The following is a 21,734-nucleotide window of genomic DNA, read 5'->3' on the forward strand; positions in this document are numbered from 1 at the left end:
CCAAGGGAGAGGCCGGTCATGGCCGAGATCAAAAAGCCCATCGAATATTCGCCGAGCTGGACCTTCTTCGAGGGCAAATGGCACGACGGCAATGTGCCGATCATGGGTCCGCGCACGCATGCGGCCTGGCTCGGCTCGGTCGTGTTTGACGGCGCGCGGGCGTTCGAAGGCGTCGCGCCTGATCTCGACCGCCACGTCGCCCGCGCCAATCAATCCGCGATCAACTTTGGCCTGAAGCCGCTGGTCGATACCGGAACCTGGATGACACTCGCAAACGAGGGCATCGCACGCTTCGCGCCGGATGCCGAGCTCTACGTCCGTCCGATGTACTGGGCGCGGAACGGCTCGGGCGGCGGCGTGCTGTTCGATCCCGAGACCACCGATTGGTGCCTGTGCATCTACGAGGCGCCGATGCCAAAGCCGGTCGGCAACGCGATCACGCTGTCGCCGTTCCGCAGGCCCACCGCCGAATGCGCCCCGGTCGAGGCCAAGGCCGCCTGTCTCTATCCGAACAATTCGCGCGCGCTTGCCGAGGCCGCCTCGCGCGGCTTCCAGAACGCGCTGATGCTCGACATGCTCGGCAACGTCGCGGAGTTCGGCAATTCCAACGTGTTCATGGCCAAGGACGGCGTGGTCTACACGCCGGTGCCGAACGGCACCTTTCTCAATGGTATCACCCGGCAGCGCGTCGTCAGCCTGCTTCGCGCCGACGGCGTCACCGTGGTCGAGAAGACGCTGCGTTACGCCGACTTCCTCGCCGCCGACGAGATCTTTTCGACCGGCAATTTCGCAAAAGTCGCGCCGGTGATCCGCATCGACGATCGCGAGCTGCAGCCGGGCCCGCTCTACACGCGCGCGCGCAAGCTCTATTGGGACTTTGCCCACGCAGTGAAGCTGGCGGCGTAGCTTCCCCACCTTCGCCGGTACGACGGCGGAGTTGTGGCAGCAAGGCGCGTTAGCGCGTGGCAGGAACCCCTACTCGTCCTTCTTCGACATCCGCTCGAGGCGTTCCTGCATGTCCTTCATCTGCTGGCGCAGATCGTCGATATTGCTGTCCTTTGGGGCTTCGGCGGCCGGCTCGGGCGCCGGCTCCGCGGAGCCCGCGGGGCGGGCTGCGCCGGGCGCGAAAGGCTTGAACATCGAGAAGGTCTGCTGGAACAGCTCCATGTTGCGGCGGACCTGTTCCTCCAGCGGCGCAAACGGGGTTCCGGACAGCGAGGTGGCGATCTGCTTGCGGAACTTCTCCTGCTCCTGCGTGAGCGAGGCGATGGCCTGCTCCAGATATTTCGGCACCACCATCTGCATGCTGTCGCCGTAGAAGCGGATGAGCTGGCGCAGGAAGGTGGTCGGGAGCAGGTTCTGGCCGGCCTTGTTCTCCTGCTCGAAGATGATCTGGGCAAGCACGGAGCGGGTGATGTCGTCGCCGGTCTTGGCGTCGTAAACCAGGAAATCTTCGCCGTCCTTGACCATGGCGGCGAGGTCTTCCAGCGTCACGTAAGTGCTCGTCCCGGTGTTATAGAGCCGGCGGTTCGCGTATTTCTTGATGGTGGTGGGTTGGTCTGATTTCGCCATGGGCTCTCACTTGCAAGCGCGGAGAACGGGAACCTGACGGGCTATGCCGCAGGGCGGGAAGAGTACGCAACGCAACAAAATAAGCATTTTCAAAGGGGTCACGCTACCGTTTTGTGCGCCACGGTTAATCGGGCAGCAAAAACGTGCTTGCGAAAGCGCCAAGAACGCTATTTTGAATGCGCTGCGGGATGAATTCGGCCACCGGCCGATTGACATGCCTCAACGACGTTAACAGGATGCCGTCCGAGACTGGCGAGCCGTTTCCCCAGCCCCGTCTGCCCCCATTCAACCCAGGAGATGCCCATGTCAGACGATGTCGTCATCGTCAGCGCCGCCCGCACCCCGGTCGGAAGCTTCAACGGAGCGTTCGCAACCCTTCCCGCCCATGATCTCGGCGCCATTGCCATCAAGGCCGCGCTGGAGCGCGGCGGCATCGAGCCCGGCCGGGTCTCCGAAGTCATCATGGGCCAGATCCTGACCGCCGCCCAGGGCCAGAACCCGGCCCGTCAGGCTTCGATCAATGCCGGCATTCCGGTCGAGAGCCCGGCCTGGGGCGTCAACCAGCTCTGCGGCTCGGGCCTGCGCACCGTTGCGCTCGGCTATCAGGCGCTGCTCAACGGCGATTCCGAGATCGTGGTCGCCGGCGGCCAGGAATCCATGAGCATGGCTCCGCACGCCCAGTATCTGCGCGGCGGCGTCAAGATGGGGGCAGTCGAATTCATCGACACCATGATCAAGGACGGCCTGTGGGACGCCTTCAACGGTTATCACATGGGCAACACCGCCGAGAACGTCGCGCGGCAGTGGCAGATCACCCGCGCCCAGCAGGACGAGTTTGCGGTGGCCTCGCAGCAGAAGGCCGAGGCCGCGCAGAAGGCCGGTAAATTCAACGACGAAATCGTTCCCGTCACCATCAAGGGACGCAAGGGCGATGTCGTCGTCAGCGCCGACGAATATCCGCGCCATGGCGCAACGGTCGACGCGATGGCGAAGCTTCGTCCCGCCTTCGAGAAGGACGGCACGGTCACCGCGGGCTCGGCGTCCGGCATCAACGACGGCGCTGCTGCCGTGGTGCTGATGACCGCCAAGCAGGCCGCCAAGGAAGGCAAGAAGCCGCTCGCGCGCATCGTGTCCTGGGCGCAGGCGGGCGTCGATCCGAAGATCATGGGCTCGGGCCCGATCCCGGCCTCGCGTGCCGCGCTGAAGAAGGCCGGCTGGAACGTCGGCGATCTCGACCTGATCGAGGCCAACGAAGCCTTCGCTGCGCAAGCCTGTGCCGTCAACAAGGACCTCGGCTGGGATACCTCCAAGGTCAACGTCAACGGCGGCGCGATCGCGATCGGCCATCCGGTCGGTGCCTCCGGCGCCCGCGTGCTGGTGACGCTGCTCCACGAGATGCAGAAGCGCGATTCGAAGAAGGGCCTCGCCACGCTGTGCATCGGTGGCGGCATGGGTATCGCGATGTGTGTGGCGCGCGACTGAGATAGTTGACGCGTCATTTGCGCGTGCGCTGCACACGTGACTGAGTGCGTTGCACGCGATTAAAAAGGCAGCGGTTGCAAATCAAATATTCTTCGCAACCGTACAAGCCTCGACTAAAGAGAAACGCCCGGCTCGACGCCGGGCGTTTTGTTCTTGATGTCCGTCAAACGTCCCCCATAATCCGCACTTAAAAACGATCACTCAGAAACGTCCGAAGAGTCCAAGGGAAGGAAATACGATATGGCACGTGTTGCATTGGTGACGGGTGGTACGCGGGGCATCGGAGCTGCGATCAGCAAGGCGCTGAAGGCGGCCGGCTACAAGGTTGCGGCGAGCTATGCCGGCAACGACGCGGCGGCAGAGAAGTTCAAGGCCGAGACCGGCATCGCCGTCTACAAATGGGACGTCAGCAGTTTCGATGCCTGCGCCGAGGGTGTGAAGAAGGTCGAGGCCGAGGTCGGCCCGATCGACGTGCTCGTCAACAATGCCGGCATCACCCGCGACACCGCCTTCCACAAGATGACGCTCGATCAGTGGAACGCCGTCATCAATACCAATCTCGGTTCGCTGTTCAACATGACGCGTCCCATCATTGAAGGCATGCGTGCGCGCAAGTTCGGCCGCATCATTTCGATCTCGTCGATCAACGGTCAAAAGGGACAGTTTGGCCAGGTCAACTATTCCGCGGCGAAGGCCGGTGACATCGGCTTCACCAAGGCACTCGCGCTCGAGAACGCCAAGGGCGGCATCACCGTCAACGCGATCTGCCCCGGCTACATCAACACCGAAATGGTGCAGGCAGTGCCAAAGGACGTCCTGGAAAAGAACGTGATCCCGCAGATCCCGGTTAACCGGCTCGGCGAACCGGAAGAGATCGCACGTGCGGTCGTGTTCCTGGCGGCGGACGAGGCCGGCTTCATGACCGGCTCGACGCTGACCATCAATGGCGGCCAATATCAGGCCTGATGGCGCCCATTCTCTTGGCGCAACGTCGCTGAGGCAAAATATGTAGCTTCAGTCGCGACAAGGCGATAGTGAAGACGAAAATGCCCGGCCTTGTGCCGGGCATAAACGTCCTCAGAGCCTTTGATCGATGACTCCCCGCACCGCAACGCTGATCGGATTGACCGCGATCCTGATGTGGTCGCTGCTGTCAGTGATGACGGTGGCGACCGGAAAGATCCCGGCATTCCAGCTGGCCGCGATGACGTTCGCGATCGGCGGGCTCGTCGGCCTGCTCACCTGGATCGGCCGCGGCGCAGCGGCCAAAAGCCTGCGTCAGCCGCTGGTCGTGTGGATCGTCGGTGTCGGCGGACTGTTCGGCTATCACGCGCTGTATTTCCTCGCGCTGCGCTTTGCGCCACCGGCTGAAGCCGGCCTGCTGAATTATCTGTGGCCGCTCCTGATCGTGCTGTTCTCGTCGTTTCTGCCGGGCGAGCGGCTTGCCGTGCATCACGTCGTTGGCGCCCTGCTCGGCCTCGTCGGCACCGTGCTGCTGTTCGCCGGTAACACCTCGGGCTTCACGCAGGGACAATTGCCGGGTTTGGCCGCGGCCTTCATCGCAGCGTTCGTGTGGGCGATCTATTCGGTGTTGTCGCGGCGACTGAAGGCGGTGCCGACCGATGCGGTCGCGGGATTCTGCCTCGCCACCGCGGTGCTCGCCGCGCTGATGCATGGACTGCTTGAAACCACGGTGTGGCCGGACACGACGCTGCAATGGCTCTCCGTCATCGCGCTCGGCATCGGCCCCGTCGGTGCTGCGTTCTACGCCTGGGACATCGGCATGAAGCGTGGCGACATCCGCGTGCTCGGCGCCGCCTCCTATGCGACGCCGCTGCTCTCGACCGGCTTCCTCATCGCCGCTGGCTTTGCCAATGCCAGCGCCAACATCACCATCGCCGCGATCCTGATCGCCGGCGGCGGCCTGATTGCGGCGAAGGACATGTTGCTGCGGAAGCGGTAGCATCATTGCCGGCGCAAGCCGAAGCGACAGGGCCTTAGGGCTCCCAGCCCTTCGGCGCGAGCTCGAACTTCGCGAACTCGAAGGCGGGCGCCACGGTGCAGCCGACCAGGGTCCACTCGCCGGTGGTCTCTGCCGTCTGCCACGCATCGGCCGGCACGATCGCCTGTGGCCGCTCGCCGTTCAACAGGTCCGTACCGAGCCGTACCTCGTGCTGGGAGCAGCCTTCGTGCGCTATCCGCAGGGTCAGCGGGCTGCCGGCGTAATAGTGCCAGCTCTCGACAGCATCGATGCGATGCCAGTGCGAACGCTCGCCGCGCGCCAGCAGAAAATAGATCAGGGTCGAGCGCGCGCGGCCGTTGGCGTCGGTGGTCTGGTCGCGAAACGTCTCTCGGTAATGCCCGCCTTCGGGATGCGGGCGGAGTTCGAGGCGCGCGATGATCTCGGCTGCGGTCGGCATCGATTCCCGTCAGGATCTGTTCTTCAAGACTTGTTCTTGCGCTCGCGCAGCTCGCCGAACACCGCGGTGGCATCCGCGCCCTTCATGTGCAGCCTGGCTGCGATCGAGGGTTCGTCGGCGCGCAGGAACACGTTTGTCCGCTTCTCGTCACCAAGCAGCGCGGGAATGGTCGGCTTGTTCTCGGCCCGCAGCCTCGCCACCTCCGCCGCGCGCGCCTGCAGCGCCGCATTGTCGGGGTCGACGGTCAGCGCGAACTTGACGTTGGAGGCCGTGTATTCATGGCCGCAATAGAGCTTGAAGTCGTCGGGCAGGGCACGCAGCTTCAGAAGCGAATCCCACATCATCGGATAGGTGCCCTCGAACACGCGGCCGCAGCCGATCGAGAACAGCGTGTCGCCGGCGAACAGCGCTTTGTCGGTGTCGAACACATAGGAGATGTGGTCGAGCGTGTGGCCGGGCGTCTCCAGTACGCGCCCCAGCAAGCTGCCGACCCTGACGATTTCGGCATTGGCGACGCGCAGGTCGACGTCTGCGATCTCCGTCGTCTTGTCATGCGGCGCGACGACGCGGCAATTGTATCTCTGCTTGAGTTCGGCGACCCCGCCGACATGATCGCCATGATGATGGGTGATCAGAATGTCGGTGAGCTGCCACCCCTCGCGCTCGAGCGCCCTCACGATGGGGCCGGCCTCCGGCGCGTCGATCGACGCCGTCGCCTTGGTTTCCACATCGTGGATGAGGTAACCGAAATTGTCGTTTAAACAGGTGAAAGTACGAATTTCGGCGGCCATGTCATCTCCGATCGCGCTCAGCTCCGTCAGACAAATATGGCGTTAACGTTGCGCAGGCAATGCAATATTCCGCGCGCGGGGGCCGCCTCGTGCATGTTACATTGCGATCATGACCATTGATGTCGTCGACCTCCGCGAGTTCTACTCCCGTCGCCTCGGGATTGTGGCGCGGCAAATGATCAATCGCGGCATTCGGGAGCGCTGGCCGCGCGTCGATGGCCAGCGGGTGCTCGGCTTCGGCTATCCCACGCCCTATCTCGGGTTGTTCCGCGAGGACGCGGAGCGCTGCATCGCCTTCATGCCCTCGGCCCAGGGCGTCCTGAAATGGCCCACCGGACGGCCGGCGCTTGCCTCGCTGGTGGACGAGTTCTCGCTGCCGCTTCCCGACGCCGCGGTCGATCGCATCCTGCTGGTCCACGCACTGGAAATGTCGGACGATCCGGCCGCGCTGCTGCGCGAGGCATGGCGCGTGCTGTCGCCGTCCGGTCGCGTGATTGCGGTCATCCCGAACCGGCGCGGGGTGTGGACCCGCACCGACAGCACGCCGTTCGGTCACGGCCGGCCCTATTCGCGTTCGCAGATCACGGACCTGTTGCGCCAGACCTGGTTCACCCCGACCGCCTGGGGCGAGGCGCTGTTCATGCCGCCCTATGCCGGGGGCTGGGTGCTGAAATCCGCACAGATGTGGGAGCGGGCCGGCGCGGCGCTGTCGCTGCCCTTCGCCGGCGTGCACATCGTCGAGGCGACCAAGCAGGTCTACCGCGCGATCCCCGCCAAGCGCGAGCGGGCGCGGCTCATTCCATCACTGGCGAAGCCGGTGCTGGTACCATCCTCGACGACGGCGACGCGCGGCTAAAAACAAATCGTCCCGGACATGCCGGGACGATTCGGGTCAGGACATCTGGCAAGATGTCCGGCGAAAGGCTTACTCGCCGGGAGCCACTTCGTCGCTTGAGGCGGCCGGAGCGGCTTCGCGCTCGGGGCGCGGGCCATTCGGGCGGCGGCGCCGCCGCGGAAAGCGCTCGCCACCACCACCTTCGAAGCCGGCCTGGCCGGGCGCGCCACCGCTCACCTGCGGCTGCGGGCCGGTGATGAAGGAAGGCAAACGATCGACGCTGACGGCGTCGGCGACGACGGGCTGAGGCTGGTTCAGCGGTAGCGGTTGCGGCTGGGGCTGATATTGCGGCTGCGGACGATGGTCGCGTTCGCGATGCTCGCGCGGCTGCTGGTTGTCGCGCTGATAAGCATGGTTGTCGCGGGGCTGATGATCACGCGGCTGATGATCGCGCGGGCCGTCGCGGTCGCGGGTGAAGGGCGGCGGTGGCGGCTGTGGGACAAAACCCGGTTCCTGGCCGAAATTCGAGAAATTCTCGCCGTCGTCCTCGCCGTCGTCACCGCTGTTGTTGCTGATGGGCTCGTCGCCGCGCGGTTGCTGGTTCTGCCGGAACTGTTCCTGAGCCGTCGCGATCAGACGAAAATAATGCTCGGCATGCTGGTAGTAGTTCTCGGCCGCAACGGGGTCTCCGGATGAGCGCGCGTCGCGCGCGAGCTGGAGATATTTTTCAGCAATATGCGAAGCCGTGCCGCGGATCTTGATGTCAGGTCCGTTGGACTCGTAGACCCGGGTCATCGGGTTCTGGCCGCGCCGGTTATTATTGTTGTTATTGCTATTATTATTGTTGCGGTTGCGCATCCGCTGCTTGTTCTGACCGTTTCTCATGTCCTGCCTTTAATTCCAGCCCTAAAGGTTGCACGCATTACTGATTGCCGAGAGTGACCTGATGACAGCGGTTCACATCGCTTGCGCGCAACCGCACGCAAGAGCGGATTGATCCCTGCCGATGTTCGTCGACCGTCGCGTTCAACAAAAGACGCGTTCCCCACCGCCAGCATCCATCGCCAGCGAACCCATTCATATCGCCTGCCGAAACAAGCCCTGCTTTGTTGCGTAAGTCTTCAAGCGCAATATCAGGCTTTCGTTCACGTTGCGGTCGGTAAGCAGCGCAGCTCAAATGGCCATCGCGCTCAACAGGACCTGCGGCTTGGAACCATTATCAGTAAGCTCTCGCCCGAGAGCCCGGCTTTCGCCCGTAGGTCTACGGGGCCGGCACCGATGTGTTGATAGGAAGGTAGTCGTTCCCAAGGGATATTCCAAGAGGTTTTTTGCAGCCCAATCCGGCTTTTATGGGGGCATTTTCCGGGCCGAAACCGCCCGTGGGATGCCCGCCAGATCGGCCTTGGGCGGCCTGTCCACGACCAACGCGGCAGCCGTCATCAAGGTTTCAATATTTCGGGCCTGGCCCTGTCCGGCCTCGACGATCAGTGCTCCGCCGGGAGCGAGACGTTCAGTCGCCTGCGGGATCAGGGCGCGATAGGCGTCGTAACCGTCATTGCCGCCGTCGAGCGCCAGGTGCGGATCGTGCTCGCGCACCTCGATGCTCAATTTCGGAATTTCGGCCGACGGGATATAGGGCGGATTCGACACGACGAGGTCGAACGGGCCGCGGAGCGCCGCTGCGTAGGAGCAGCCGACGAAGCTGGCGCGGTCGGCGAGGCCAAGAGCCGCGGCGTTGTCTCTGGCGGTCTTGAGCGCGGTCAGACTGAGATCGGTGCCGACGCCGACGGCGCCGGGAATTTCGTGCAGCAGCGCGAGCAGGATGGCGCCGGATCCGGTGCCGATATCGGCGATGCACGGGCGCCGTCCCGAATTCGTAAGCCCATGAAAGATCTCGAGCGCCAGTTCGACCACGGTCTCGGTATCCGGCCGCGGGACCAGCGTCGCCTCGGATAGCTGGAACGGCAGGCCCCAGAATTCCCGAGCGCCGAGAATGCGGGCGACGGGCTCATGCGCGAGCCGGCGCTGCGCATACGCTTCCAGCCGCGCAGCCTCTTCAGGCGCGAGTTGTCGGCCCGCCTGCGTCACCATCCCGGTCAGATCAAGCCTCAGCGCAGCTCCGACGAGCAGGCGCGCATCGAGGGCGGGCTGCTCGATGCCGGCCGATTGCAGCCGTGCCGCAAGCACGCGCCGCGCACTCTCGATGCTGTGTCCGGGATCGAAATCTGTCGCCAATGGAACCATCCTGCCTAGCATCGTGGATAGATCGGCTGGCTTGCTTGCGTCAATGAAAAGGAGCGCGTCAGATCGCGCCTCGCAACCAAGGAGGGTCCATGACGCCCTACGACGATCAGAACGTCTTCGCAAAGATCCTGCGTGGCGAGATCCCCTGTTTCGAGGTTTTCAGGGACGACCGTAGCCTCGCCTTCCTCGACATCATGCCGCGTTCGCCCGGGCACACGCTGGTCGTTCCCCGGGCGCCGGCACGCGGCATCCTCGACATCGCGGATGACGACCTCGCCGCGGTCGCCCGAACCGCCAAGCGGATCGCGATTGCCGCGATGAAGGCGTTCGACGCCGAGGGCATCATCCTTCAGCAGTTCAGCGAGCCGGCCAGCGGCCAGGTGGTCTTTCACCTGCACATGCACGTCATGCCGGTCAGGGCCGGAATCGAGCTGCTGCCGGCGCAGACGCGCAAGGAGGACACGGCGGTGCTCGCCGCTCACGCCAGGCGAATGATCGCCGCTCTCTAGACGCCGAGATAGCGCTGGAGCAGCTCCGGCTGGGCCTTGAGCTCCCGCGCCGGCCCTTCGTGCACGATATGTCCGTTGTTGATGATGTAGATCCGTGTCGCCAGCGCCAGCGTCGCCGCCAGGTTCTGCTCGACCAGCACGATGGTCTGGCCGGCGGCGGCGAGCTCGCGGCAGGCCTTGACCAGATCGTGGACGATGACGGGCGCGAGTCCCTCGAACGGCTCGTCCAGCAGCACGATCTTGGGATCACGCACGAGCGCCCGTGCGATCGCGAGCATCTGCTGTTCGCCCCCGGATAGCTCGGTGCCGCGGTTGTTGCGCCGCTGCTTCAGCCGCGGAAACATCTCGTAGATGCGATCGAGCGGCCAGCGTTTCGGCGCGGTGATGCCGGCGAGGACGATGTTTTCCTCCACCGACAGGCTGCCGAAAATGCGGCGTTCCTCGTGCACGAGCTGCATGCCGGCCTGCGCGATTCTGTGGCTCTTGCGCCCGGCGATATCGATGCCGTCGAATTTCACGCTGCCGCTACGCGGCGTCACGACGCCCATAAGGCTCTTCAGCGTGGTGCTCTTGCCGGCGCCGTTGCGTCCGAGCAGCGCCACCACCTCGTGACGCTCGACATGCATGGCGACGTCGAACAGGATGTGGGAGTCCCCGTAATAGCTGTTCAGGCCGTTGACCTCGATCAGGCTCATGCCGCGATCTCTCCGTGCACGCCACCGAGATAGGCTTCCTGGACGGCGGCGTTGGCCTTGATTTCCTCCGGCGTGCCGGAGACCAGCACCCGGCCTTCCTGGAGCACGGTGACGCGCTCGACCAACTCGAACAGCGAATCCATGTCGTGGTCGATGATGATCATGGTACGGCCGCGCGCGATCGACTTGAGCAGCTTGACGGTCTCGAGACGCTCTCGCGGGCTCATACCGGCGAGCGGCTCGTCAAGCAGCAACAGGCGCGGCGACGTGGCGAGCGCAAGCCCGATTTCCAGCCTGCGCTTCTCGCCATAGGCGAGCTCGGACACGGGCGTGTCGGCACGACGGGTCAGGTTCACCAAAGCGAGCGTGTGCGCCACCTGCTCCGTCAGGCCCTTGACGCCGCCGAGCGTGCGGAACAGGTCGAGCCGGAATTTTCCGCGCAGTTCGGCAAGGGCTGCGATCGTCAGGTTCTCCCGCACCGTCAACCCGGTGAAGAGCTGGTTGACCTGGTAGCTTTTGGTCAATCCGAGCTGGCAAACCTCGGTGACCTTCAATCCCGTGATGTCGCGGCCCTCGAACACGATCTGGCCGGAGCTCGGCGCGATCTCGCAGGTCAGCATCTTGAAAAAGGTTGATTTGCCGGCGCCGTTGGGGCCGATGATCCCGCGCAGCTCGCCCCGATTGACGCTGAAATCGATGTCGCTGTTGGCAACGAGGCCGCCATAGCGCTTGGTCAGGCCGGTGGCTTTCAGGATCGGCCCGGAATAGGCGGGGTGCTCGACCTCCTTGGCCTGCATCGGCGCCGGTGGAGGTTGCAGCCTGGCCTCGGTGTCAGCGGCGTCCTGCTCCATCTCCGCATCCGTCTGCTTTCGCTTTCCCGAGACGAGGCGGTAGAGATCGGCAAGGCCGCCGATGATGCCGCCGCGCAGGAAGCAGACCAGCAGCACGAACACGACACCCAGCACCAACTTCCAGGCTGCGCCGAGGCCCAGTGCGGACTGCAGGAAGTCCTGAAGGAACAGCCAAACGGTTGCGCCGACCAGCGGTCCGAACAGCGTGCCCCTGCCGCCGATGGCCGTCTGCATCACGAGCTGGCCCGAGGTGTCGAAGGTGAAGGCGTCGGGCGGCATGAAGGCCTGGAGCACGCCGAGCAGTCCGCCGGCGAAACCCGCGTAAGCGGCTGCGATCACGAAGGCGGTCAGCTTGTAGCCATGGATGTTGTGGCCGACGGCCGTGGCGCGCAGCGGATTGTCGCGGATCGCACTCAGAACCGCGCCGACCGGCGAGCGCACGATCCTGAGGGCGATGACGACGCCGACGAAATAGCACAGCGCGATGAACTGATAGAGCGACCAGCCATTGGTGAAGTGGATGGAGGTGAAGCCGAGATTGAAGCTCGGCGTCGGCACGCCGGGCAGGCCGTTTTCGCCGCCGGTGAAATCGGAAAGTGGATTGAATTCGACGAAGAAGAACACTTCCGCGATTGCCACGGTGATCATCGCGAAATAGATGCCGGTGCGGCGCAATGCGATCAGGCCGATCAGGTAGCCGGTCGCTGCGGCCGCGATCATGCCGATGATCAGCGCGCCCAGCACGTTGCCGAAGCCCGCGCGGGTCAGCAGGTAGGCGGCGACGAAGCCGCCGGTGCCGTAGAAGGCGGACTGGCCGAACGAGAGCAGGCCGGTGAAGCCGAACAGGATGTCGAAGCCGAGCCCGAACAGGCCCCAGACCAGGATCCTGTTCACGGTGTTCGGCGCGAAGCCGAGATGAGGCAGCACGAAGGGGGCTGCGATCAAGCCGATCGCAGTCAGGGCTTCGATCAGGAAGGGGCGTTGCTTGAGCATCAGGTGATCGCTTACTCGCGGCCCTGGACGCCGAGCAGGCCATGCGGTCGTACCACGAGTACGAGCGTCATCGCCGCAAACAGCATCACATAGGCATAGCCGGGGTTGAACATGGAGGTGACGCTGATGATCTCGCCGGCGATCAGGCCGCCGAGAATTGCGCCGGGGAACGAACCGACGCCGCCGATCACCACCACCACGAAAGTCTGGACCAGGATGTCGTCACCGATGCCCGGTGTCAGCGACACCACCGGCGCGTTGACGATGCCGGCAAAGCCGGCGGCCATTGCGCCGATGCCGAAGACCACCATGAAGACGCGATAGACATTGATGCCAAGCGAATCCACCATCACCGAATCCTCGATGCCGGCGCGCACAATCATGCCCAGCCGGGTCCGGTAGAGCACGATGAACAATGCGCCGAGGGCGATCGCGACGATGCCGACGACGGCGAGGCGGTAGGTCGGATAGAACATGAAGCCGAGATTGGTGATGCCCTGGAATAGCGCCGGCGGCGGCACCAGCTGCGACTGGCTCGAGAAGATCAGGCGCACGAGCTCGACGAAACAGATGCCGAGCCCGAAGGTCACGAGCAGCTGATCCTCGTGCGGACGATGATAGAAATGACGGATGATGACGCGTTCCATGAGAACGCCGAGCAGCATCACGAACAGGGAGCCCGCGATCACGGCAAGGATGAACGACTCCGTGTACTGGTAGGCGACGAAGCCGGCATAGCCGCCGATCATGAACATCGCGCCGTGTGCGAGGTTGAGCACGCCGAGCGTGCCGTAGATGATGGTCAGGCCGGAGCTGATCAGCGCGAGCAGGGCGCCGAGCGCGAGCCCGTTGAAAAGCTGTGAAACGAGGTTGGGCCAACTTATCATGGGACAATCGCTGTTGCGCGTCAGAAAAAGGCGACGCCGCGGGACCGGAGTGCAGTCCGCGGCGTCACAGGGGTTGGCGAGGTCTCAGCTGTAGTCGCCGAGATGGCAGCCGAAGGCGTCGGGCTTCTGCATCAGGCCCTCACCCGGGACGATCTCGACGACGTCGTACCAGTCTTCCTTGTTCTTCATGTCCTTCTGCTGCTTGCCCTTGACGATGATCACCGGGCGGACGCATTGGTGATCCTCCGGGCGGTAATGGACGTCGCCGACCAGGGAGGGGATCGTCTCGCCCTTCTCGTAGGTCTTGATCACGTCAGGCGGACTGAAGCTGCCGGCCTGCTCGCACATGTGCGCCCAATGCGCGAAGCTGACATAGGCGTTCTCGGCGCCCCATTCGGGCTTGTAGCCGTACTTCTTCTCGAACGCTTCGTTGAACATTTTCGCCAGCGGGAACTTGTCCTCGATGGTCCACCAATAGTCGGTGGCGGCGTAGACGCCCTGCATCAGGCCCCCGGTCTCGCGCGCGATGAAAGGCACCTGGTACGGCACGACCAGCTTCATCTTGTCGAGCACGCCAAACTGCTTGGCCTGTTGTGTCGACAGTACCGCGTCGTGGCCCCAATTGACGTTGATCAGCACGTCGGCGCCGGAGTTGGCGACGTTCAGCAGGTATGAGGAATAGTCGGGGGCGCCGAGCGGGGCGACCTGGTTGGTCACGGTGGTCCAGCCGGCGGTCGCCAGGAAGTCCTGCATCGATTTGGTAACGGTGTGGCCGTAGGTGTAGTCGGGAGTCAGATACGCCGCCTTCTTGCCCTTGCCGAACTCACGTACCATCACCGGGCCGATCGCTGCGGCCGCAGTCTGGCCGTAGAAGTTCTGGCGAAAGCCGTAGCGGACGCAATCCTTGCCAGTGGTATCGTTCGAGCCGGAAATGCCGCACACGAAAATCACATGTTCGCGCTGGGCGAGCTTGTTCAGCGCCACCGCAACGGCGCTCGACGTGCCGCCGGTGATCATGATCGCCTTGTTCTCGCTGATGAAGCGCTGCTGCGCCTGCACTGCCTCGTTCGGCTTGGCCGCGGAATCGGCGACGCCGAACTTCAGCTCCTTGCCGAGCACGCCCTTGCTGGTCTTGGGCGAGATCTTCTTGATCAGCTCGTGGCCTTCATTGATGTGCTCGATCGCGAGCTGGTAGCCCTTGAGCTCGTCTTCACCCTGCACGGCATAGGTGCCGGTGCGCGGCACCGAGATGCCGATGAAGGCGGTGGAGCCCGAGACCCCTGCGGGGTAGGAGCCGATCGCCGGCTTGTCCTCGGCAAACGCCGGCATCCCCGGCAGAACCGCGCCACCGATGAGGCCCGCGGTGGTCTGAAGCAGGCCACGGCGCGAAAGGCCGCGGCGGATGAGATTGTCAGTCATGATCGTTTCCTCCTAACGTCGTTCTTGTTTGCAGGCAAAGCACGACCTGTCCGACGGCAGCCGGCCTCGAAGGCCTGTCCGCGCCGGGCACGTCACATCCGCGTGTAGCTCTTGGGCGCAAGCATTGCTTGTGAACGCCTTCTGTCAATTTCGTCTTTGGTCGAACGCCGAAAATTATCTCGTGAAAACATATCGCATCACGATATATATTAGCCTTTGTGAGTACGAGGCTGGCGGGTTCGGCGAGAGAAATGGCGCGGCAGACGACAGTGGCGGGTACCCGAAAGCGACGGTCGTGGCCGCAAGGTGCGGAGCGGCAGGAGGCGGCGTGGCCGGAAGAGGTGAGCGGGCAGCGGGCGACACCGCAGTCCGGCGATGCCTCGCGCATGCCCGATCCGCGCAACGGGCCGGCCGGCCGGCGCGGGCCCGCCGTCGGCCCCGTTCAGGCGAAGCGCGCGCCCGGTCCGATGCAGAAGCTAAGCGTGCGCGCCCAGAACGTCCTCAAGGAACTCGCGGTCGAGCTCACTGCCGAGCAACCGCCGAAGGGGAATTGGTCGCCCTCGCGCGAATTGCTGCTTGCGCTGACGGCCGAACGCCTCGCGACCGCGCGCAATTGCGGTCCTCACACGATGAGGGAAATCATCGACTGGGCGCAGGGCTGTGGCGTGACGATCAAGCCGGTGATCCCGCCCGGCGGCTCGCTGTCGCAGATGTGGGCCGAGTTGATTAGCAATGCATCCGCGGGTGCCTTGACCAGCGCCGAGATTGCCGGCGCGCTGCAGCGCTCGATCCGGCGAAAGAGCGTCCGTATCCCGATCGCGTTCCAGGTCATCCTGGTGAAGATCCTGCTGTCCAGCTTCGAATAGGTGGCGATATTTGTGTGTCCGGGGCGCCGGTCGGTTGGTTCGGCTTGGCCTTCCTTGCTAGTCTCGGTGAGGCCGCCCGTTGCACCGGCTGGCTCGACGTCGCAGGCAGGGAATGGCCCCATCGAAGCGGAAGACGACACGCCCGGCGCGTGCTGTGCCCACAAAGGGTGGCGCGATGCGCGAGGCCGACTACGGGGCGCTTGCGCAGTTTCGCTATCAGCTCCGAACTTTCCTGGCCTTCAGCGAAGCCGCGGCCCAGAGCGCCGGCTTGACGCCGCAGCAGCACCAGGCGCTGCTGGCGATCAAGGGATTGGCCGCCCCTGACGGCGCCAGCGTCGGCGACATCGCGCGCTTCCTGCTGATCCGGCACCACACCGCGGTGGAGCTGGTGGATCGCATGGCGAAACTGAAGCTGATTGGCCGGGAAGCCGACCCCGATGATGCGCGGCGCGTCCTGGTCAAGCTGACAGCGAAGGGCGAGCGGAAGCTGCGATCCCTCTCGCGCATCCATCTGGACGAGCTCAGCGCCGCCGCGCCCGGTTTGGGCAAGATCCTGCGAGCGTTTCGAGCCAAGAGATGCTGAGGACACGCTGAAGAAAGCGCGAAGCCGCGAGCTCTACGCCGCCGCGCCCTGAGCGGCGAGCTGCGCGGCCTGGTGCTCGGTGGTCAGCGCGTCGGTCAGTTCGCCCAGCGCTTCGCCCGCCATCACCTGCGGCAGCTTATAGAGCGTCAAATTGATGCGGTGATCGGTGACGCGTCCTTGCGGGAAATTATAAGTGCGGATGCGCTCGCTGCGGTCGCCGGAGCCGACCTTCTCCTTGCGCTCGGCCGAGCGCGCCGCGTCGAGGCGTTGCTGCTCGGCGTCGTAGATGCGCGAGCGCAGGATGTTCATGGCGGAAGCGCGATTCTTGTGCTGCGAGCGGCTATCCTGCATCATCACCACGATGCCGGTCGGGATGTGGGTGATGCGGATCGCCGATTCGGTCTTGTTGACGTGCTGGCCGCCGGCGCCTCCGGCGCGCATCGTCTCGATACGCAAATCATCGTTCCGGATCTCGACGTCGACCTCCTCCACCTCGGGCATCACGGCGACGGTGGCGGCAGATGTGTGGATGCGCCCCTGCGTCTCGGTGTCCGGCACGCGCTGCACCCGGTGCACGCCGGACTCGAACTTCAGCTTAGAGAACGCGCCGCGGCCCTGCACCTCGGCGATGATTTCCTTGTAGCCGCCGACGCTGCCTTCGCTGGCCGAGATCACCTCGACCTTCCAGCCCTGCAGGGCCGCGAAGCGCTCGTACATCCGGAACAGGTCGCCGGCAAACAGCGAAGCCTCGTCGCCGCCGGTGCCGGCGCGGATTTCCAGCACCACGTTGCGATCGTCCATGGCGTCCTTCGGCAGCAGCGCGACGCGGATCTTCTGGACCAACTCCTCGATCTTCGGCGTCAGCTCGCCGCGCTCGGCTTCCGCCATGGCGCGCATCTCGGCATCGGTCGCGGGATCGGCGATCAGCGCCTCGGTGTCGGCGAGCTCCTTGAGGGCCGAACGATAGGTCTTGACCGCTTCGATCAATGGCGTGAGCTCGGCGAGCTCACGCGTGATCTGCACATAGCGTTCGGAGGCGAGCTGACCGAGCGATTCGGCCTCGAGTGAGGCGTGATGCGCGAGCAGGACGTCCAGTTTGGCTTCGGGGAGTGACGACATCGGTTCGGTCTCAAATGCGGAAAAGGGCGAGGCGGCAGGAGGGGGCGACAGGCCCGCTACAAGGCCAGGCCTTCGGCCTCGGCAAATTCCGTCAGCTTCTGCCGGATCGAGACGCTGCCGGCGGGCGCGTCCAGCAACGGCCCGAGCATCGCCTCGGCCTTCTTGGCGTCGAGATCGAGCACCATGGCCTTGACCGGGCCGAGCGCGGTGGCCGAGAGCGACAGCGAGCGATAGCCCATCCCGATCAGCGCCAGCGCGCCGATCGGTTTCGACGCCATCTCGCCGCAGAGCGACAGCGATTTGTTCGCGGCTTGCGTCTTGCGTGCGATGTCGCGAAGCGCGCGCAGGATCGGCGCCGACATGGTGTCGAAGCGCTCCGAGACTTTCGCGTTGCCGCGGTCGACCGCGAACAGGAACTGGAACAGATCGTTGGAGCCGACCGAGATGAAGTCGACCTTCTTCAGGAGCTCGTCGAGCTGATAAAGCAGCGCCGGCACCTCGACCATGGTGCCGATGTCGATCCGCTCCGGCAGCGTGTGGCCGTGCTGGCGCAGATAGGTCAGTTCGCGTTCGACAAGCGCCTTCGCAGAATCGAATTCACCCACCTCCGAGATCATCGGGAACATGATGCGCAGCGCGCGGCCGCCGCCGGCGCGCAGCAGTGCGCGGATCTGGCCGCGCAACAGGCCGGGACGGTCGAGCCCGAGCCGGATCGCGCGCCATCCGAGCGCGGGGTTCTCCTCGATTACCGCCTCCATATAAGGCAGCGCCTTGTCGCCGCCGATGTCGAGGGTGCGGAAGGTGACGGGCTTGGTGCCGGCGGCATCCAGCACGGTGCGATAGAGCGCGAGCTGGTCGCTGGTGCGCGGCAGGCTCTGGCCGACCATGAATTGCAGCTCGGTGCGGAACAGGCCGATGCCGGCGCTGCCGGTGTCTTCGATGTGCGGCAAGTCGATCGCGAGACCCGCATTGATCATCAGCTCGACCTTCTGGCCGTCCTTGGTGACGCAGGGCCGGTCGCGCAGCGCCAGATACTGCGCCTGGCGGCGGGCCCGGAAGCGCACGCGCTCGGCGAAGGCCGCTTCGACCTCCTGCGATGGGCGCACATAGATCATGCCGGAGGTGCCGTCGACGATGACGGCGTCGCCGGGATCGGCGATACCAGGCGCGTTCGGGACTTCGCCGACCGCGGGAATGCCGAGCGCGCGCGCCACGATCGAGACGTGGGAATTGGCGGTGCCTTCCTCCAATATGATGCCGCGCAGGCGCTTGCGGTCATAGTCGAGCAGCGCCGCCGGGCCCATCGCGCGCGCGATGACGATGGCGTTGTCGGGCAATTGTTCGCGTGACGGCGCGTGATCCTGGCCGACCAGCTGTCGCATCAGGCGATAGCCGAGATCCTCGAGATCATGCAGCCGGTCGCGCAAATAGGGATCTGTCGAGCGCAGCATGCGCGCGCGGGTGTCGGATTGCACACGCTCGACGGCGGCTTCCGCCGTGAGGCCGGTGGCGACCGCCTCGTGCAGCTTGTGCGACCAGCCCTGGTCGTTGGCGAACATGCGGTAGGCTTCCAGCACCTCGCGATGCTCGCCGCCCTCGGCGACGTCGCCGCGCTCCAGCATGCGGTCGAGATCGGCGCGCAGCTTGGCGAGCGCGGTGTCGAGCCGCTTGATCTCCTTCGGCAGGTCCTCGGCGATGTAGTCCTTGATGACCACCCGCGGCTCGTGCAGCACGACATGGCCGAGTGCGATGCCTTCCGACAGGATGGCGCCGACCTTCTGCGCCGAATGGCGCGCCGCGGGCTCATGGCCCGGCTGGGCCAGCGCAGACAGCTCGCCGGAGGCGATCAGCTCCGCCAGCACCATCGCGGTGGTCTGAAGCGCCTCGAGCTCCTCCTCGACATAGTTGCGCTTGGCGCGGTTCTGCACCACCAGCACGCCGAGCGTGTTGCCGGCGCGCAGGATCGGCACGCCGAGGAAGGAGTGGTAGATCTCTTCGCCGGTCTCCGGGCGGAACGAGAAGGCCGGATGGCTCTGCGCATCGCTCAGGTTGAGAGGCGTTGCCTCGCTCGCGACCAGGCCGACAAGGCCCTCATGGGCGCTGAGCACGGTGTGGTGCACCGCCTCGCGGTTGAGGCCTTCGGTGGCATAGAGCTCGAGCGTGTTGTCGACGCGCAGCACATAGACCGAGCACACCTCGGCCACCATGTTGGCGGCGATCAGCACCACGATCTTGTCCAGCCGCTCCTGGGCCGAGACCTGCTCCGCCATGGTTTCGCGGAGCCGTCTCAACAAGACGCGGGGACCTCCCGACGCGCTCCGCATGAACCGTCAATCTCCTCCGTCTGCCGGGGCCGAAAGGACCCGCGGCGGCTCGCCCAGAAATCCAGAAAAACAACAAATTTGCTCGTCCGGCGCCAGCCCCGGCGGTTGCCTGGGCCGAATCAGCACCGCCTCAACTGGGGCACAGTTTCTGGCAGCCCACCCAGTTCGCCGTATAGCGAATTGGGGCTTGTTTTGCCAAGCAAAACGCCTGCCAAACGCGAAAGTGTGGACACCTTCGCGTTTGCTGCGACCGCTAAGAGAAAATTAGCCTAAGCCTGATCGAGACCGTAGAGCGTGTGCAGGGTGCGCACCGCAAGCTCGGTATAGGCGGTGTCGATCAGAACCGAGAATTTGATCTCGGAGGTTGTAATGGCCCGGATGTTGATATTCCGTCCTGCGAGGGCCGAGAACGCCTGGGCGGCAACGCCGGCATGGCTGCGCATGCCGCTGCCGATCACCGAGATCTTGGCGACATCGGTAGCCGTGTCGAGCCGGGCATAATTGATCTGGCCCTTGGCCGCGGTAATCGTCTCCTTGGCCCTGGTGTAGTCGGCGGCCGGGACCGTGAAGGTGAGGTCGGTGGTCTTCCCGTCCTCGGAGACGTTCTGCACGATCATGTCGACGTTGATGTTGGCATTGGCGAGCGGGCCGAAGATCGACGCCGCCACGCCGGGCTTGTCCTCGATCTGGCGTACCGAGATCTGGGCCTCGTCCTTCGAAAAGGCGATGCCGGTGACGACGTGGCTTTCCATGATCTCCTCCTCGCTGCAGATCAGCGTGCCGGGCGGCTGGTTGGCATGCGGGTCGATATCCTCGGGCTTTTCGAAGCTCGAGCGGACGAAAATTGGCATGTTGTGGACCATGCCGAGTTCCACCGAGCGGACCTGGAGCACCTTGGCGCCCTGGGAGGCCAGCTCCAGCATGTCTTCAAATGCGATCTTGTCGAGCCGGCGCGCCTTCGGCACGATTCGCGGATCGGTGGTGTAGACACCGTCGACGTCGGTGTAGATGTCGCAGCGGTCCGCCTTCACGGCGGCGGCGATCGCCACGGCCGAGGTATCGGAGCCGCCGCGGCCGAGCGTGGTGATGCGGTTAGTCTCGGGGTTGATGCCCTGGAAGCCGGCGATCACGGCGACTTCCTTGCGCTCCCTGAAGCGCTTGATGATCTCGCTGCCGTCGATGCCCTCGATCCGGGCCGAAGCATGGGCGTCGCTGGTCGTGATCGGGATCTGCCAGCCCTGCCAGGAGCGGGCCTGGATACCCATGCCCTGAAGCACGATGGCAAGCAGGCCGGACGTCACCTGTTCGCCCGAGGCGACCACGGCGTCGTATTCGCGCGCGTCGTGCATCGGCGAGGCCTCGGTGCACCAGGCCACCAGCTCGTTGGTTTTACCGGACATCGCCGAGACGACCACGGCCACTTCATGGCCGGCGTCGACCTCACGCTTCACATGGCGTGCGACGTTGCGGATACGTTCGATGTTGGCGACGGACGTGCCGCCGAATTTCATCACGAGGCGGCTCATGACGACGCGTGCATTCCTTCATAAGGATCAGTATGGTGGCCCGCACTGGACGGGCCTCGCGGACACCGACCGCGCGTATACATAGCGGCGGGGCCGGGGGCAAGCGGGTTCCTGCGGGGCAGGGTGCGGGGTAGTGGGTTAACCGAGATCATGGCGCGCTATATCGACGAGATCCTGCAGCCTGGCGAGAAGGTGCTGTATTCGACCAATGCGCACTGGATCTTCTATTTTCCGGCGATCCTGGCCTGGATCGTGGCGCTGGTCCTGTTCGTCCTGTCCCGGCAAACCACCGTCGAGGGGCTCGTCATGCTCTGTCTGGTTGCGGCCGGCCTGGTCGCTCTGGCGGCGCTGTACTGGACTGTGAAGGGCTGGTTCCATCGCTTTACCACCGAGACCGACGTGACCAATTTGCGGGTCGTGCACAAGACCGGCTTCATCAAGCGCCGCACCTTCGAGATGGCGCTGGACAAGGTCGAGAGCGTCGATGTCGATCAGACCATTCTTGGACGAATTCTCAACTACGGCGACGTGACGATTCGCGGCGTCGGCGAGGGGATCGAGACGATCAAGACCATCGCCTCGCCGCTCGCCTTCCGTAGTTCGATCACCACGCGGTAG

Annotated in this window: 21 protein-coding genes; 9 read left to right on the top strand and 12 right to left on the bottom strand. The window is 64.6% G+C overall.

Annotated features, from left to right (window positions below):
* The first annotated feature begins 18 nt into the window (after positions 1-18).
* Complete coding sequence (locus ACFQX9_RS26510) at positions 19-906, top strand: branched-chain amino acid aminotransferase (protein WP_085348405.1); 888 nt, start codon at positions 19-21, stop codon at positions 904-906.
* A 69-nt stretch (positions 907-975) separates the two neighbouring features.
* Here the strand turns inward: ACFQX9_RS26510 and phaR are convergent, their stop codons facing one another.
* Positions 976-1,572: a polyhydroxyalkanoate synthesis repressor PhaR gene (gene phaR / locus ACFQX9_RS26515; protein ID WP_018452879.1), complete on the bottom strand. Its 597-nt coding sequence runs from the start codon at positions 1,570-1,572 to the stop codon at positions 976-978.
* 303 nt (positions 1,573-1,875) lie between these two features.
* Here phaR and ACFQX9_RS26520 point away from each other — a divergent pair, with 303 nt between their 5' ends.
* From ACFQX9_RS26520 to ACFQX9_RS26530, 3 genes are all read left to right on the top strand, one after another.
* The gene (locus ACFQX9_RS26520) at positions 1,876-3,054 is read left to right on the top strand and encodes an acetyl-CoA C-acetyltransferase (RefSeq protein WP_018452880.1); all 1,179 of its coding nucleotides are present in this window, start codon (positions 1,876-1,878) and stop codon (positions 3,052-3,054) included.
* Positions 3,055-3,294: 240 nt separating this feature from the next.
* Positions 3,295-4,020, top strand: a complete 726-nt coding sequence (phbB, locus tag ACFQX9_RS26525; RefSeq protein ID WP_085348404.1) for an acetoacetyl-CoA reductase — start codon at positions 3,295-3,297, stop codon at positions 4,018-4,020.
* A gap of 127 nt (positions 4,021-4,147) precedes the next feature.
* Complete coding sequence (locus tag ACFQX9_RS26530; protein ID WP_018452882.1) at positions 4,148-5,017, top strand: DMT family transporter; 870 nt, start codon at positions 4,148-4,150, stop codon at positions 5,015-5,017.
* A gap of 34 nt (positions 5,018-5,051) precedes the next feature.
* Here ACFQX9_RS26530 and ACFQX9_RS26535 read toward each other — a convergent pair whose 3' ends face one another.
* Together ACFQX9_RS26535 and gloB are read right to left on the bottom strand one after the other, a co-directional pair.
* Positions 5,052-5,474: a cupin domain-containing protein gene (locus ACFQX9_RS26535; protein ID WP_018452883.1), complete on the bottom strand. Its 423-nt coding sequence runs from the start codon at positions 5,472-5,474 to the stop codon at positions 5,052-5,054.
* A gap of 23 nt (positions 5,475-5,497) precedes the next feature.
* Positions 5,498-6,265, bottom strand: coding sequence for a hydroxyacylglutathione hydrolase (gene gloB / locus ACFQX9_RS26540; RefSeq protein WP_085348403.1), 768 nt, complete (start codon positions 6,263-6,265; stop codon positions 5,498-5,500).
* A gap of 109 nt (positions 6,266-6,374) precedes the next feature.
* Here gloB and ACFQX9_RS26545 point away from each other — a divergent pair, with 109 nt between their 5' ends.
* Entirely contained in the window at positions 6,375-7,121 is a 747-nt protein-coding gene (locus ACFQX9_RS26545; protein WP_007599158.1) for a class I SAM-dependent methyltransferase, read from the top strand.
* A gap of 69 nt (positions 7,122-7,190) precedes the next feature.
* On the opposite strand, the gene ACFQX9_RS26550 is transcribed toward ACFQX9_RS26545, so the two are convergent.
* Positions 7,191-7,985: a DUF4167 domain-containing protein gene (locus tag ACFQX9_RS26550; RefSeq protein ID WP_377791064.1), complete on the bottom strand. Its 795-nt coding sequence runs from the start codon at positions 7,983-7,985 to the stop codon at positions 7,191-7,193.
* Between the two features lie 462 nt (positions 7,986-8,447).
* Positions 8,448-9,344: a peptide chain release factor N(5)-glutamine methyltransferase gene (gene prmC / locus ACFQX9_RS26555; protein WP_085348402.1), complete on the bottom strand. Its 897-nt coding sequence runs from the start codon at positions 9,342-9,344 to the stop codon at positions 8,448-8,450.
* Positions 9,345-9,433: 89 nt separating this feature from the next.
* Here prmC and ACFQX9_RS26560 point away from each other — a divergent pair, with 89 nt between their 5' ends.
* Positions 9,434-9,853, top strand: coding sequence for an HIT family protein (locus ACFQX9_RS26560; protein ID WP_018452887.1), 420 nt, complete (start codon positions 9,434-9,436; stop codon positions 9,851-9,853).
* On the opposite strand, the gene ACFQX9_RS26565 is transcribed toward ACFQX9_RS26560, so the two are convergent.
* The 4 genes from ACFQX9_RS26565 to ACFQX9_RS26580 form a co-directional block, all read right to left on the bottom strand.
* A complete protein-coding gene (locus ACFQX9_RS26565) occupies positions 9,850-10,548 on the bottom strand; it encodes an ABC transporter ATP-binding protein (RefSeq protein WP_018452888.1) in 699 nt (232 codons plus the stop codon). The genes ACFQX9_RS26560 and ACFQX9_RS26565 overlap by 4 nt on opposite strands.
* Positions 10,545-12,392, bottom strand: coding sequence for an ATP-binding cassette domain-containing protein (locus ACFQX9_RS26570; protein WP_377791065.1), 1,848 nt, complete (start codon positions 12,390-12,392; stop codon positions 10,545-10,547). Before ACFQX9_RS26570 ends, ACFQX9_RS26565 begins: the two co-directional genes overlap by 4 nt.
* An 11-nt stretch (positions 12,393-12,403) precedes the next feature.
* Positions 12,404-13,279 (bottom strand): branched-chain amino acid ABC transporter permease, encoded by an 876-nt coding sequence (locus ACFQX9_RS26575; protein ID WP_085348400.1) that lies wholly within the window; start codon positions 13,277-13,279, stop codon positions 12,404-12,406.
* Positions 13,280-13,363: 84 nt separating this feature from the next.
* Positions 13,364-14,698, bottom strand: coding sequence for a substrate-binding protein (locus ACFQX9_RS26580; RefSeq protein WP_018452891.1), 1,335 nt, complete (start codon positions 14,696-14,698; stop codon positions 13,364-13,366).
* A gap of 251 nt (positions 14,699-14,949) precedes the next feature.
* Here ACFQX9_RS26580 and ACFQX9_RS26585 point away from each other — a divergent pair, with 251 nt between their 5' ends.
* Both ACFQX9_RS26585 and ACFQX9_RS26590 read left to right on the top strand, forming a co-directional pair.
* A complete protein-coding gene (locus ACFQX9_RS26585; RefSeq protein ID WP_204512799.1) occupies positions 14,950-15,564 on the top strand; it encodes a hypothetical protein in 615 nt (204 codons plus the stop codon).
* 112 nt (positions 15,565-15,676) lie between these two features.
* On the top strand, positions 15,677-16,147 hold the full coding sequence (locus ACFQX9_RS26590) for a MarR family winged helix-turn-helix transcriptional regulator (RefSeq protein ID WP_085348399.1): 471 nt from the start codon (positions 15,677-15,679) through the stop codon (positions 16,145-16,147).
* 33 nt (positions 16,148-16,180) lie between these two features.
* On the opposite strand, the gene prfA is transcribed toward ACFQX9_RS26590, so the two are convergent.
* The 3 genes from prfA to ACFQX9_RS26605 form a co-directional block, all read right to left on the bottom strand.
* Entirely contained in the window at positions 16,181-17,266 is a 1,086-nt protein-coding gene (gene prfA / locus ACFQX9_RS26595; protein ID WP_085348398.1) for a peptide chain release factor 1, read from the bottom strand.
* Positions 17,267-17,322: 56 nt separating this feature from the next.
* Complete coding sequence (ptsP, locus tag ACFQX9_RS26600; RefSeq protein ID WP_026232414.1) at positions 17,323-19,590, bottom strand: phosphoenolpyruvate--protein phosphotransferase; 2,268 nt, start codon at positions 19,588-19,590, stop codon at positions 17,323-17,325.
* Positions 19,591-19,859: 269 nt separating this feature from the next.
* On the bottom strand, positions 19,860-21,116 hold the full coding sequence (locus ACFQX9_RS26605) for an aspartate kinase (RefSeq protein WP_204512797.1): 1,257 nt from the start codon (positions 21,114-21,116) through the stop codon (positions 19,860-19,862).
* 150 nt (positions 21,117-21,266) lie between these two features.
* On the opposite strand from ACFQX9_RS26605, the gene ACFQX9_RS26610 reads away from it, so the two are divergent.
* Entirely contained in the window at positions 21,267-21,734 is a 468-nt protein-coding gene (locus ACFQX9_RS26610) for a PH domain-containing protein (protein WP_018452897.1), read from the top strand.

The sequence above is a fragment of the Bradyrhizobium sp. GCM10028915 genome (assembly GCF_042666195.1).
Lineage (GTDB): Bacteria > Pseudomonadota > Alphaproteobacteria > Rhizobiales > Xanthobacteraceae > Bradyrhizobium > Bradyrhizobium canariense_D.